At 48.9% G+C, this 13,811-nt stretch carries 15 protein-coding genes; all 15 read right to left on the bottom strand.

Going from position 1 to position 13,811, the window contains the following annotated elements; all coding sequences use genetic code 11:
* Positions 1 to 5: 5 nt before the first annotated feature.
* Positions 6 to 1,119 (bottom strand): peptide chain release factor 2 gene (prfB, locus tag B2Y11_RS00365; protein WP_349676006.1). Its coding sequence is split into 2 segments (ribosomal slippage): positions 6 to 1,049 and positions 1,051 to 1,119, totalling 1,113 coding nucleotides; the frame shifts between segments, so codons are not numbered across the junction.
* 57 nt (positions 1,120 to 1,176) lie between these two features.
* Entirely contained in the window at positions 1,177 to 3,639 is a 2,463-nt protein-coding gene (secA, locus tag B2Y11_RS00360) for a preprotein translocase subunit SecA (RefSeq protein ID WP_291054610.1), read from the bottom strand.
* Positions 3,640 to 3,784: 145 nt separating this feature from the next.
* Positions 3,785 to 4,321 (bottom strand): ribosome hibernation-promoting factor, HPF/YfiA family, encoded by a 537-nt coding sequence (gene hpf, locus B2Y11_RS00355; RefSeq protein WP_291054608.1) that lies wholly within the window; start codon positions 4,319 to 4,321, stop codon positions 3,785 to 3,787.
* A 257-nt stretch (positions 4,322 to 4,578) separates the two neighbouring features.
* Entirely contained in the window at positions 4,579 to 4,785 is a 207-nt protein-coding gene (locus tag B2Y11_RS00350; RefSeq protein WP_269479184.1) for a cold-shock protein, read from the bottom strand.
* Positions 4,786 to 4,968: 183 nt separating this feature from the next.
* Entirely contained in the window at positions 4,969 to 5,706 is a 738-nt protein-coding gene (locus B2Y11_RS00345) for an amino acid ABC transporter ATP-binding protein (RefSeq protein WP_291054605.1), read from the bottom strand.
* Positions 5,707 to 5,708: 2 nt separating this feature from the next.
* Positions 5,709 to 6,347 carry an amino acid ABC transporter permease gene (locus tag B2Y11_RS00340; RefSeq protein ID WP_291054602.1) on the bottom strand — a complete coding sequence of 213 codons (639 nt, stop codon included), beginning with the start codon at positions 6,345 to 6,347 and terminating at the stop codon, positions 5,709 to 5,711.
* A gap of 222 nt (positions 6,348 to 6,569) precedes the next feature.
* Positions 6,570 to 7,493, bottom strand: coding sequence for a homoserine kinase (thrB, locus tag B2Y11_RS00335; protein ID WP_291054599.1), 924 nt, complete (start codon positions 7,491 to 7,493; stop codon positions 6,570 to 6,572).
* A complete protein-coding gene (locus B2Y11_RS00330) occupies positions 7,480 to 8,781 on the bottom strand; it encodes a homoserine dehydrogenase (protein WP_291054596.1) in 1,302 nt (433 codons plus the stop codon). Before B2Y11_RS00330 ends, thrB begins: the two co-directional genes overlap by 14 nt.
* Positions 8,778 to 9,230, bottom strand: a complete 453-nt coding sequence (locus B2Y11_RS00325) for an amino acid-binding protein (RefSeq protein ID WP_291054593.1) — start codon at positions 9,228 to 9,230, stop codon at positions 8,778 to 8,780. Before B2Y11_RS00325 ends, B2Y11_RS00330 begins: the two co-directional genes overlap by 4 nt.
* Positions 9,231 to 9,292: 62 nt before the next feature.
* A complete protein-coding gene (locus B2Y11_RS00320) occupies positions 9,293 to 10,156 on the bottom strand; it encodes a ChbG/HpnK family deacetylase (RefSeq protein WP_291054590.1) in 864 nt (287 codons plus the stop codon).
* 146 nt (positions 10,157 to 10,302) lie between these two features.
* Entirely contained in the window at positions 10,303 to 11,097 is a 795-nt protein-coding gene (locus tag B2Y11_RS00315; RefSeq protein ID WP_291054587.1) for a TrmH family RNA methyltransferase, read from the bottom strand.
* Positions 11,057 to 12,100: a glycosyltransferase family 9 protein gene (locus B2Y11_RS00310; protein ID WP_291054584.1), complete on the bottom strand. Its 1,044-nt coding sequence runs from the start codon at positions 12,098 to 12,100 to the stop codon at positions 11,057 to 11,059. Before B2Y11_RS00310 ends, B2Y11_RS00315 begins: the two co-directional genes overlap by 41 nt.
* A gap of 9 nt (positions 12,101 to 12,109) precedes the next feature.
* Positions 12,110 to 12,616, bottom strand: a complete 507-nt coding sequence (locus B2Y11_RS00305; RefSeq protein ID WP_291054581.1) for a D-glycero-alpha-D-manno-heptose-1,7-bisphosphate 7-phosphatase — start codon at positions 12,614 to 12,616, stop codon at positions 12,110 to 12,112.
* Positions 12,613 to 13,185, bottom strand: coding sequence for a D-sedoheptulose 7-phosphate isomerase (locus tag B2Y11_RS00300; protein ID WP_291054578.1), 573 nt, complete (start codon positions 13,183 to 13,185; stop codon positions 12,613 to 12,615). The genes B2Y11_RS00305 and B2Y11_RS00300 overlap by 4 nt, the downstream gene beginning before the upstream one ends.
* Before the next feature lie 65 nt (positions 13,186 to 13,250).
* Positions 13,251 to 13,715: a transcriptional regulator NrdR gene (gene nrdR / locus B2Y11_RS00295; RefSeq protein ID WP_291054575.1), complete on the bottom strand. Its 465-nt coding sequence runs from the start codon at positions 13,713 to 13,715 to the stop codon at positions 13,251 to 13,253.
* Positions 13,716 to 13,811: the final 96 nt, after the last annotated feature.

Below are 13,811 nucleotides of genomic sequence, written 5' to 3'. Positions count from 1 at the left end.
ATCCTTTATTTTGCTTTGGCTTTAAATTTGTTCATTTTAAGGAAGCCTTCAATGAAGGGATCCAGATCCCCATCCATGACGCCCTGGATATTTCCGGTTTCTATACCGGTACGGTTATCCTTCACCAATGTATAGGGCTGGAACACATAGGAACGAATCTGGCTGCCCCATTCAATGGCCTGCTGGTCGCCTTCCAGAGCACTCAATTCCTGTTCGTGCTTCTTCATTTCAAATTCATAGAGTTTGGCGCGAAGAAGGCGGAGACATTGTTCCTTATTCTGGAACTGGGACCGTTCATTCTGGCAGGCAGCCACAATGCCCGTAGGAAGATGGGTCATGCGGACGGCGGAACTTGTCTTGTTGATATGCTGTCCGCCGGCACCGCTGGAGCGGTAGTAATCCACCCGCACATCATCCATGTTCAGGTCTACTTCCACATCATCGTCGATTTCAGGCATCACATCCACAGCGGAGAAGGAGGTATGCCGCCTTTTGGCAGCGTCAAAGGGGGAAATACGGACAAGCCGGTGCACCCCTTTTTCCGATTTCAGGAAGCCGTAGGCATACTTCCCCTTCACCATGTATTCGGCGCTCTTAATGCCTGCTTCATCACCGGGGAGCATATTCAGCTCTTCCAGTTCAAAACCTTCCGCTTCCGCCCATTTCATGTACATGCGGATCAGCATTTCCGTCCAGTCCTGGGCTTCTGTGCCGCCAGCACCGGCGTGGAAGGTGAGGATAGCATTGTTTTCATCATATTTGCCGGACAGAAGGAGTTCGATTTCCTTCTTGTCCATGATTTCTTTGACCTCATTCAGCTCTTTGGCAATTTCCGGTTCCATGGACTGATCGTCCTCTTCCATGGCCAGATCCAGGATATCCTTCAGTCCCTCTGCCCTTTCAAAAAGCTTGGTGTAGGTTTCGTAGGCATCTTTAGCCTCCGTTGCTTCCTGGGAAATTTTGCGGGCTTTCTCTGCATCATCCCAGAAAGTAGGATCACTCATCTGAACGTCGTAACTTCTGATACGTTCCTTCAGCTGAGGTAAGTCAAAGTGAATCCCTTATTTCTTTTTCGTGATTCAGCAGTTCTGTTAAAGTTTTTTTCAAATCTTCCAGCATCTGGATAATCATCTCGCTTTCTTTGTGAATAAATTTTTACAGGGACTGATTCTATTTTCAGTCATTGGAAGAATTTTCATCTACATAGTGGGCAGTGGCCCCTTTCAGATGGTCTTCTGCCTTTGGTGCTTCAGGAACCTGCTGCGGTTCCTCCGGATCCGTAGCAAAGCGGATCTGGATATGGTAGAGATAGAGGACAATGGTTTCCATCATGGCCTGCTGCATTTCTTCAAAAATGTCATAGGCTTCCACCTTGTATTCTACAATGGGGTTTCTCTGGCCATAGGAACGAAGGCCGATGCCTTCCTTCAGCATGTCCATGTCATCCAGATGTTCCATCCACTTGGAATCCACCACCTTCAGCATGACTGCCTTTTCCAGTTCACGCATCATGGAAGAACCGATGGACTTTTCTCTGGATTCATAGGTTTCATGGGCGCAGGTTTTCAGCTTGTCTTCCACTTCTTCCCTGCTCATGTCCTCAATGTCTTCCAGTTTGATTTCACCGGGAGCGAGGAAATATTTCTCGCTGTATTTCAGAAGGCCTGCAAAATCCCATTCTTCCGGATAAAGCTTGGGATCCGCATAGGTTTCCATGCCCTTCTCGATAATAGTATCCACCATGCGGAGAACCTGGTCCTTCATGTCCTCCCCTTCCAGAATCCGGCGGCGCTGTTCGTAAACCACCTTTCTCTGCTGGTTCATTACGTCGTCGTATTCAAGAACATACTTACGGATGTCAAAGTTTCTGGCTTCCACCCGTTTCTGCGCTTTCTGGATGGCATTGGACACCATGCGGCTGTTGATAGGTTCATCTTCATCAAGGCCCATTTTTTCCATGAACTTCTTGATGTTGTCGCCGCCGAAAATGCGGAGCAGATCATCTTCCAGGGAAAGGAAGAACTGGCTGGAACCCGGGTCCCCCTGACGGCCGGCACGGCCGCGGAGCTGGTTGTCGATACGACGGCTTTCATGACGTTCTGTACCGATAATAGCCAGGCCTCCCAGTTCCGCTACCCCTTCGCCAAGCTGGATATCGGTACCACGGCCTGCCATGTTGGTGGCAATGGTTACAGCCCCCTTCTGGCCTGCCAGGGCAACGATGGCAGCTTCCTTTTCATGGTACTTGGCGTTCAGCACGGAATGAGGAATCTTCGCTGCATCCAGCATATGGGACAGCTCTTCGGACTGTTCGATGGAAGTGGTGCCGATCAGCATAGGCTGGCCGGTGGCATGACGCCGTTCCACTTCTTTCACAACTGCTCTATACTTGCCTCTCTTTGTCTTGAATACCACATCCGGCAGATCCTTGCGCAGGATAGGCTTATTGGTAGGAATCTGGATAACAGGAAGGCCGTAAATCTTAATGAATTCCTGTTCTTCCGTCTTGGCGGTACCGGTCATGCCGGCCAGTTTGTCGTACATTCTGAAATAGTTCTGGAAGGTAATGGTGGCCAGGGTCTGACTTTCACGCTGCACTTCCAGCCCTTCCTTGGCTTCGATAGCCTGATGAAGACCGTCGGAGTAGCGGCGGCCGTACATGAGACGGCCTGTGAATTCATCGACAATAATCACTTCGCCGTCTTTCACTACATAGTCCTTATCCCGCTGCATCATGGTCTGGGCACGGAGAGCCTGTACGAAAAGATGGTTCAGTTCCAGGTTTTCCGCATCATAGAGATTTTCCACGTGAAGCAGTTTTTCCATTTTGGCAACGCCTGCTTCCGTAGGAGCCACGGTTTTCTGCTTTTCATCGATGGTGTAATCTTCATCCTTTTTCAGTTTCGGCACCAGTTTGGCCATGACATAGTAATTATCCGTAGACTTCTGTCCCGGGCCGGAAATAATCAGCGGTGTGCGGGCTTCATCGATGAGAATGGAGTCCACTTCATCGATGAGGCAGTAGTGCAGAGGTCTCTGCACCATCTGATCCAGGGATGTGACCATATTGTCACGGAGGTAGTCGAAGCCGAATTCATTATTCGTTCCGTAGGTAATATCGGAATTATAGGCAATCTTTCTCTGATTGAAATCAAGGTCATGGACAATGAGGCCTACAGAGAGACCCAGGAATTTATAAACCTGGCCCATCCATTCACTGTCTCGTTTGGCCAGGTAATCATTGACCGTAATGACATGAACCCCTTTTCCTTCCAGCGCATTCAGATACACCGGAGCCGTTGCCACCAGGGTTTTACCTTCGCCGGTGCACATTTCTGCAATATTGCCGCGATGGAGGACGATGCCGCCGATGAGCTGTACATCAAAATGACGCATGCCCAGTACACGGCGGGATGCTTCGCGGACTACCGCAAAAGCTTCGGGCAGGATATCATCCAGCGTTTCCCCTTTAGCCAGCCGGGCCTTGAATTCATTGGTCTTATTGGCCAGAGATGAATCGCTCAGTTTCTTCAGTCCCTCTTCCAGGGGATTGATCTGCTGTTCTACGATTTTACGAATTTTCTTTACTTCTTTTTCGTTGGACCCGTTAAACAGCCTGTCAAAAAACTTATCAAACATGGAAACAACTCCTTATACAATCAGTCTTCCGTTTCAACAAATTCCAATACTATACACATCTAGTTTATTTTATCAAACTGAGGCGGTATAGTCAAAAAAAGAGCGGAAAATTCCGCTCTTTTTCGTGAAATTTCACGGCCGGCATTTATTTATTGGCATCAATGAGGCCGTATTTGCCGTCGTCTCTGCGATAAACTATAGCCATGGCTTCCGTTTCAGAATTGAAGAACATGAAGAAGCTGTGACCAAGAAGGTTCATCTGGAGAACTGCTTCTTCCGGAGACATGGGACTGATATTGAAATGTTTCGTCTTTACGATTTCAAATTCCGTATCCGGAGCAGGAGCCGATTCCTTTTCTATGACAAACTGATGGCTCAGGGTATTTCTTTCTTTGAACCGTTTTGCCAGACGGGTCTTATACTTGTGAATCTGACGTTCTACCTTATCAAAAACCAGGTCAATGGACTTGTACATATCATCGGATTTTTCCACGCCTCTGAGGATGATGCCGTCCACAAAGACAGTCACTTCACAAGTTTTTGTCATGTTCGAAATCCGAAGCAGCACATTGATCTTGATCGGTTTGTCAAAGTATCTCTGAATCTTGCCTGTGTGTTTTTCTACATAAGAATGCAGTGCGTCAGTGATTTCCAGATTTTTTCCTCTAACAGTTAATTCCATATGAAATCCCCCTTTCTAGGATAAGCCCGATGCTCATCCTTCTATATTTATTATACTAAATTTTACATAATAATCAATCCTTTAAGTCTATATAAATTAGATATCATTAAAAACTTTTATCAGTTCGTAAGAATGATAGAAATGATTGAATATGAAATACTATAAAGAGAAATTCCGGGAAATGAAAAAAGGGTAAAGCCTTTGCTTTACCCTAAATCCAGATTCAGAAACTTTCGCTATATAGCTTCAGTAAGTGATCAGCCTTCAACTTTAACGTTAGCAGCCTGAGGTCCTCTTGCACCATCAATGATTTCAAAATCAACCTTCTGGCCTTCATTCAGTGTTTTGAAGCCATCGGCCTGAATAGCGGAGAAATGAACGAATACGTCGCCGCCTTCTTCTCTTTCAATAAAGCCGTAGCCTTTTTCTGCACTGAACCACTTAACTGTACCTTTCATGGAAATTCCTCCTAAAAAAATTACTACATTGCCCCGATTGGGCATAGATTTACAATACCATAAAACATTAATTCCGTCAACCAAAATATAAAAAAGCACAAAGAAAGGTGGAATTCTTTGGGCTTTCCGCCTTCCCCTGTGCATAATGCATAAATATACAGGGCTTGATACCCTGCCTGATAGAAATGATTAAAGAACCTGGGAAAGGAACAGCTTTGTTCTGTCTTCCTTCGTATGGTTGAATACTTCGTCCGGCGTCCCCTGTTCTACAATGACGCCGCCGTCAATGAAGAGGACCCTGTCCCCCACTTCACGGGCAAATCCCATTTCATGGGTAACCACCACCATGGTCATCCCTTCTTCCGCTACTTCCTTCATGACATCCAGAACTTCGTGAACCATTTCCGGATCCAGGGCGGAGGTAGGTTCATCGAAAAGCAGGGCCTTCGGCTTCATGGCCAGCGCCCTAGCTATGGCCACGCGCTGCTGCTGTCCCCCGGAAAGCTGGGCAGGCTTGTAGTCCGCCTTGTCTTCCAGACCTACCTTCTGCAGAAGGCGCATACCGCGGTCATAAGCATCCTTTTTGCTCATCCTGCGAACCTTCATGGGCGCCAGCATGAGGTTCTGGATGACTGTCATATGAGGAAACAGGTTGAACCGCTGGAACACCATGCCCACTTCCGTGCGCACTTCATTAATATTTTTTTCGCCGTTCACCGGCATACCGTCAAAGAAGACTTCGCCGCTGGTAGGCTTTTCTAGGCCGTTAATGCAGCGAAGAAGCGTACTTTTGCCGGAGCCGGAAGGTCCGATAATAACAACTACTTCCTTTTCCTTTACCTTCACGCTGATGTCCTTCAGTACCGTCAGGTCGCCGAATTTCTTGCCCACATGATTGATTTCAATTAAATATTTTTTATCCGCCATAGTTATCTCTTTTCCAGCCATGCTACTACACGAGAAATTGCCAGTGTCATGATGAGGTAAAGAACAGCTACGGCAGTCCAGATTTCAAAGGAACCGTAGGTCTGGGCAATAATCAGCTGCCCTCTTCTTGTCAGTTCTTCAAAGCCGATGACCGATACCAGGGAAGAATCCTTCAGCATGGCAATAAATTCATTTCCCAGAGGGGGAAGGATGTTCCGTACGGCCTGTGGGAGGATGACATAGTACATGGTCTGCCACCAGGTCAGCCCAAGGGAGCGGCCTGCTTCCATCTGTCCCACATCAATGGCCTGGATACCGGCTCTGAAAATTTCGGAAACATAGGCACCGCTGTTAATGCCGCAGGCTGCCACCGCAGCAGCAAAGGGTTCCACCCTGTGTCCCGTGACAATAGGAAGGGCGAAATAAATGAGGAATATCTGCACCAGAAGCGGTGTGCCGCGGATGCAGTCCGCATAGATGGCTGCGATAATCCTTAAAATCTTTACCTGACAGATACGGGCAATACCTACAAAGAGGCCAATCAAAAAACCTATGGCCACGCTGACTGCGGTGATTTCAATGGTAACACCGGCCCCAACCAGCAGCATAGGCAGTGCATGTTCAATGAGTTCAAAATTCATCTACGGGACTCCTTATCCAATCCATGTCAAACAGTATATTTTAGGATAATACCTGTATAAGTATACCTATTTAAATCTCGTCCGTCAATAGAAAATAAAAAGGGCCCATGGTTCTCTAACATCCAAAGCTTGTTTTCCAATAAGACAGTGCCCCATTCTTCAGGGCCGAAACAGCAAAAAACGGCCCGCAGGCCGTTTTCTTCCATGGCTGCCAGCATTGAATCATACCGCCATAATGCCGTTATGGTCAAAGTCAAGAACCAGGTATCGGGAAGTCATATGGGCAGAGGCAAAGCCGTTCACCATGGAAATCCCCACTTTATCCGCCAGATCAGCCGGCGCAAAGGCTATGATGGTGGGACCGGAGCCAGAAATGGTGGCTCCATAGGCGCCTGCCCGCTCCGCATTTCTGATGACGTCGGATGCGCCGGGAATGAGTCCCAGCCTGTAGGGTACATGGATCACGTCGTCTAGTCCCAGTTTCAGATATTCCGGTTTCTGGTACATGAAGGCTGCCATCAGAAAGGATACGGCGCCAATATTATGAACCGCATCGCTTCTGGCATAGCTTTCCGGAAGGACGGCCCTTGCCTTTTCCGTATGAAGTTCAAAGTCAGGAATGGTAACAACGGCCTTCCAGTGGGAAGGGATATCTATGCGCTCTGCTGTTACATGGCCGTTTTTTAAGAGAGCCATGCAGAAGCCGCCTAAAACAGCAGGCGCCGCATTATCCGGATGCCCTTCCATTTCTGCCGTAATATCCAGAATTTCCTTCCGGTTGAAAGGTTCTCCCATAAGCATATTGGAAAGAAATACGCCGGACGCAATGGCGGCGGAGGATGAACCCAGTCCCCGGGCAAAGGGGATGCGGTTGATAAGGTACATTTTCCCTCCGGCCATTTCTTTTCCTGCACGCCTTGCGGTTTCATCCATGGCTTTGATAATCATGTTGTCAAGGCCCGATGGAATCTGGGATGCTCCCTCTCCTTCCGCGGAAATATCCGTATCGATCAGTGCTTTCCCTTCTTCCGGCACAAACTGCACCACATTGTAAAGTCCAAGGGACATACCCAATGTGTCGAAGCCGCTTCCGATATTGGCGGTGGTGGCAGGCACTCGTACGATATAGGTTTTATTTTCTGTCATCTTCCATAACCCTCACGATATTGGCTACCTGGCGCATGCAGGGCAGAACCTGCAGTGCCTTTTCCACGTGGATAATATTTTCCCGCGGCGTCTTTTCCGTAATAATCATCAGTTCCGCTGCATCTTCAATGCGGCTCTTCTGGACCACTTCCTTAATGCTGATATCGTTATCCGCATAGGCGGAGGCGATCTGGGAAAGAACACCGGTCACATCATCAACGATCAAACGGAAATAATAGGAATTTTCCAGTTTCAGGGAAGAATAGAAGGGAATGCGCTTTGTTTCCGTCAGCATCATATCGGTGCCGGTGGAGTGGTTCATAATATGCTTGGCAGTGCTGATTACATCCCCCATAACTGCGCTGGCGGTGGGAAGGGAACCGGCGCCTCTGCCGTAGAACATCACATCGTCCACAATATTGCCGGTAACATAAATGGCATTGTAGGAACCTTTGACCGAAGCTAAGGGATGGCTTCTGGGAACGAAGGCGGGATATACGTTGAGGGCAATACCGTTGTCCTGCCGGATAGCTACAGCCAGAAGCTTGATGGCGTATCCCATTTCACTGGCATACTGCACATCGTTCTGGGAAATCTTTTCAATGCCTTCCACCAGTACATCATCAAAGGCCACATTTGCATGGAAACCGATGGAGGCAAGGATGGCCAGCTTTCTGGCTGCATCGTAGCCTGCCACGTCGTTGGTGGGATCCGCTTCCGCATAGCCCTTTTTCTGTGCTACACGAAGGGCGTCGCCATAGCTGACGCCTGCATCATCCATGTTGGACAGAATAAAGTTGGTGGTGCCGTTCACAATGCCCACAATACTTTCGATTTCATTGGCTGCCAGGGAATCATGAAGGGGTCTTAAAATAGGAATGCCGCCGCCTACGCTGGCCTCGCAGCTGAAATTCACATGGTTTTCCATGGCAGTATGCATGATTTCCGGTCCGAAAAGGGCTACCAGGTCCTTATTGGCGCTTACCACATTGATATGATGATTGAGGGCTTCAAAAATGTATTCCTTTGCCGGATGGATACCGCCCATGACTTCAATCACAATATCAATGGATTCATCGGAAATGATATCCTCAAAGGAGGACGTCAGGTGAATCCCCTGCAGAAGTTCCATATCCCTGTATTTTTCAGGATGGCGGACCAGCACGTGGCTGATATTGAAATGACAGCCTATGGAATCTTCCATTATGCGGCCGTTCTTTCGAATCGTTTCGGCCACACCACTGCCTACAGTGCCAAATCCAAGGAGTGCGACATTAATATTTTTCATTTAAATTCTCCCCCTATTTTCATGGTCAACGACTGGATTCCTTTTGTTTCTTTCAAGGCTTCATACAGAGACTCCATATCTCCCGCCGATTCCTTCGTTTTCAGGGTAATGACGGAGGAATACAGCTTTTCAGAAATCTTTGTCCGGTTAACAGAAAGAACTTCCTGCTTCTCTTTGGCAATGCGCCGGAGAATTCTCCCAAACACGGCCATATCATCCTGCATGATTATAAATAATACTACAACCCGGTCCTCTTTGTCATCATCTGCAGAGGCAACATGGTCTTTATACTTATAATAGGCACTGCGGCTCATGTTCACCTTATGGACCGCTTCATTAATCGTTCCGGAAGAGCCGCTTTTGAGCATTTCCTTCACCCGGATCGTTTTCTTGATCGCTTCCGGCAGGATTGAAAAATCCACCAGATAAAACTGTTGTTCTTTTGTCATATAAGCCACTCCTCAGCCGCTATGGGCATAGTAAATAAAGAAAGAGAAGTGCCCGGATATCATCAGCTTTTCCTGAGTTCCTGATAGGAAACGAGCTGTATCTTCCTTTCATTCAAAACATTCCGCACAGAAGCGGATGTGAGACTTTTTAATTCTTCCTCCCCCTCATAGCCCCAGTGGAAGGTTCTTTCCATGGCTGCTGCATCGGCAGAAGGATGGCACATGATTTCCGATACCCCATCCCCCATGCGGTGAAGGATGGAAATCATGCGGTGTTCATAAAAATGGCCGCCGTACATCATACCCCAGAAATGGTCGTTCGTCTGTATTCCCGCCTCTTTCAGCGCATGGCGGTGGCTCCGCGCCATAAAGGACAGGCCGTTTTTCGCTGCAAAACGGAAGAGTCCTTTAGGCGTTGGTGTAAAACCGAAGAAAACTTTTTCGTCAGGCACTCTCATGCAGGAAATATGGTATTTTTTAGCCAGCGTAAGGGCAATGGGGAAAAAATGATTCCACATATGCATATGCTGATGGCCGTCTATATGGGTTACAGGAAGTCCTGTATCCAGAATTTTCTGTATCTGGGCATCCCATTCACGATATACATCGTCCATTAGGACAAGGCCATTCATATCCCGCTTGATCAGTTCAACGTAGTCTGTGCATAGACGGCGGTTTTCCCAGGTAAGGCTGGGCACTTCTTCCGGGGGAAGCACGGTGGGAAGGCCCCCCACCAGGGTGAGATGGATACCGATACCGATTCCATCCAAATCACGGGCCAGATGAACTGCCTCATCAAAAGCAGCCCCTCCTGCCATGAGGGATGTACTTGTGAGTATACCGGACTCAAAACCCCGGCACACCCCTTTGTTTACTGCACTGTGAATGCCGAAATCATCGGCATTCACAATCAATTTCTTAACCATAGCTGCCTCATTATCCCAAACCCCTGCTTACTGCAGGGAAAAGGGCGTTCATTACGGAAGCACCGGTTCATTCCCTGCACTGCATAAAAAATCAGGAATCAAAGCAGACAGTCATTGAATCAGCGCTTCCTTATTGATAGAAATTTTCAGGGATTGATAAAATGAAATAACATCACCGCAGCCGCAATGGACACATTAAGGGACTCCACATGGCCGGGAAGAGGGATATACAGATTTTCATCGGTCATGGAAAGGATATCATCCCTTATGCCGTTTCCTTCGTTTCCGAAAAGAAATACGCCCTTTTCCACCGGGCCGATTTCCTTATAGGGCCTTCCATTCTGCAAGGCCGTACCATAAAAAGGAAGACCGGAGCGTTCTTTCATATCCTTTAAAAAGGAAATGTCCACCCCTTCGTATATGGGCAGGCGGAGGATAGATCCCATGGAACTCCGTACCACTTTTTCCGCATATATGTCGGTACATCCTTCTGTGAGAATCAGCCCTTTAATGCCTGCTGCCGCCGAGGTCCTCACAATGGTTCCCATATTACCCGGATCCTGCACGGAGTCAAGAACCACATAGTACCCGTCCAGGGGGCGGAGAAGTTCCTTCTTGTCATGGTTCTGTTTATGACAGATGAGAAGAATGCCCTGGCCATGTTCCGTGCCGGACAGAAGTTTCATCATGTCTTCATCCACGGAAAGAAAGAGCCAGTGCAGTTTTTTCCCTTCCTGCACAAGGTCTTCCACCGTTTCATCAGGGAATCGCCCTTCCTCCACAAAGCAGAGAGCGTCCCGGACGTGCTGTGAAAGGACATCGGTCACGCCCCGGAGTCCTTCTAAAAGGAAGAGTCCTTCCCTGTCCCGCCACTTCTTCTGTTTTAACCGGAGAGCCAGTTTAATCCACCGGTTGCTGCGGCTGGTAATATGTTCCATCATGTTCCTCTATGTCTGATTCCAATATGTCAAGGGCCTTATGAAGCACCTTTTCCACAGGGATGGTATCCATACGGCATTCCTTTGTTCCCGGGTGATTTGCCAGAAGCACATGGCTGTCCGGATTGCCGTAGGGGCCGCTCCTGTCCGGAAGGGTGGGCCCGAAGAGCGCCAGGATGGGTGTATGCACCGCATTGGCTATATGAAGGGGGCCTGTGTCGCTGGAGATATGGAGCGATGCCAGTCGTTCCAGCGCCGCCAGCTGGAGAAGGTTTGTCTTTCCCATCAAATTCACCGTATGGGAGGAAGGAGAAAGTTCCTTAATGGCCTTTCCCATTTCCATTTCCCCTGCTGTGCCGGAAATCACATTGTAAATGCCCCGTTTGGAAAGCTCATCTGCCAGCTTTCCCCAGAAGGGAACGGGCCACTTCTTGGCCTCTCCCCTGGTACCGGGAACAAGCACCACATAGGGGCCTTCTATGCCTTCTTCCGAAAGCATTTTTTTCACCTGGTCCCGTTCATGGCTGAAGTCATGGAGAGGGAATTCAATATCCGGCACGTCGCAGCCCAGGTAGCGCATAACATCCAGAAGCTGTTCGATAATATGTCCCTTCCTGTGAGGGCCGCTGATAGGGCGGCTGGCAAGAAAGCTTCCTTCCCTGCCGTCCTGGTAGCCGATACGATGGCTGCATCCGGACAGGAAGGAAATAATGGCGCTTTTGGCAATCATCTGCAGGTCAATGACCAGATCAAAATGTCTTGCCTTGAGATCCCGGTGCACTTCCCGAAGGTAGGAAAGCTCACGGATCCGCTTCCTGTCCACCAGGTAGATTTCATCTATCCAGGGCTTTCCCGGAAGAATACCGGCGAAGGCAGGATGCACCGCCCAGGTAATCCGGGCCTTGGGATAGCTCTTGCGGAGCACGTAGAGGGAAGGCAGAGCATGAATAATATCCCCCAGGGAGCTCATTTTTATAATCAGAATGTTTTGATAGTCTTTTTTCATTTTAATCCTTTACAGGGGGGGCAGTACTTTTCTGATGAAATCGTCCAGATTGCCACCGGGAAAGAGGAATCCCCTGATTCCCGCCTGCCGGGCTGCCTCTATGTCCCTTTCACCATCGCCGAAGAGAAAGCAGCGGTCCCTGTCCAAACCGTACCTGGACAGGGCGGTAAGAATCATGCCCGGCGCGGGCTTCCGGCAGGTGCATACCCTGTCGTAGCGGGCGATGGGAGCTCCCGGCAGATGGGGACAATAGAAAAATTCCGTAATCCTTCCGCCGAATTTTCCTATTTCCTCATTCATTGCCTCATGGAGCCGGATGACATCCTCTTCCGTATAATACCCCCTGGCCACGCCGCTCTGGTTGGTCACCACGAAAAGAAGCCAGCCTTCCTTTGTAAGACGGGCCGCCGCTTTCCTGGCCCCTTCCACCCAGATGAGGTCCTTCATGGAATGGAGGTATCCGGTGTCTTCATTCAATACGCCGTCCCGGTCAAAAAATATGGCCTTCCTTTTCATTTCTTCCAGTCCATATCATCAATGAGCTGGCAGATAATGTGGGCGGAAAGCATGTGGATTTCCTGGATTCTTGCGGTTACATCAGAAGGCACCACCAGCGTTTCCCGGCAGAGGGAAACCATTTCGCCTCCGGTCTTGCCGGTGGAACCGATGCTAACCAGCCCTTTACTTGCTGCCGTTTTCAAGGCTTCATTCACATTTCTGCTATTCCCGCTGGTGGAAATCCCCCAGAGCACATCCCCTTCATTTCCAAGGCCTTCCACCTGACGGGCAAACACGTAGTCATAGCTGTAGTCATTGGCCACGGCGGTAAGGATGGATGTATCGGTTGTAAGGGCAATGGAAGGAAGGGACATCCGTTCATTGTGAAAACGGCCCACAAATTCAGCGGCTATATGCTGGGCATCGGCGGCGCTTCCGCCGTTGCCGCAGATAAGTATCTTATGGCCGCTTTCCAGGGCCTTCCGGCAGATATCTGCCATGGAAAGGATGACGGGAAATAAAGCCCTGCTTTTTTCCAGCACCTTACCATGGTCGTCAAAAACAGTTTCTATGGTTTTAATGTTCATTCATATCCTCCTTCTCCGGAGAAATGGAATACCAAATATTTTCAAAAAGCGAAGGACCCATGGAATCATTGTCCCTTGTGATTCTTCATCAGCGTTTCCAGTTCATTCATAAAGCTCCCGATATCCTTGAATTCCCTGTACACGGAAGCAAAGCGCACATAGGCTACCTGGTCCAGACTTTTCAGCTCATTCATCACCAGATTGCCGATTTCCACTGAAGAAACTTCCTGCTTCAATTCATTCCGGATTTTCTTTTCCACCCGATTCACTATGTCTTCGATCTGGGCGGAGGTAATATTTCTTTTTTCACAGGCCCTGATAAGGCCGCTTCTCAGCTTGCTCCTGTCAAACAGTTCCCGGCTGCCGTTTTTCTTGATGACCCGGAGGGGAAGCTGTTCGATGGTTTCATAGGTGGTAAAGCGCCGCCCGCAAGCCAGGCACTGGCGGCGCCGGCGGATAGACGCGCCGTCGTCGGTATCACGGGAATCGGTTACTTTGGTATCAGGGCTGCTGCAGTAGGGACATTTCATAATCATTCTCCTTGCCGGGAAAAAGCGGAAACCGGTACAGGCCCCGTTTTTGAATGGGAAGAAAAAGCCACACTGCATCTGCGGTGTGGCTTTCTG

The sequence above is a fragment of the Dialister sp. UBA1703 genome, from assembly GCA_002320515.1.
Lineage (GTDB): Bacteria > Bacillota > Negativicutes > Veillonellales > Dialisteraceae > Dialister.
This window is presented reverse-complemented; position numbering and strand designations above follow the sequence as displayed.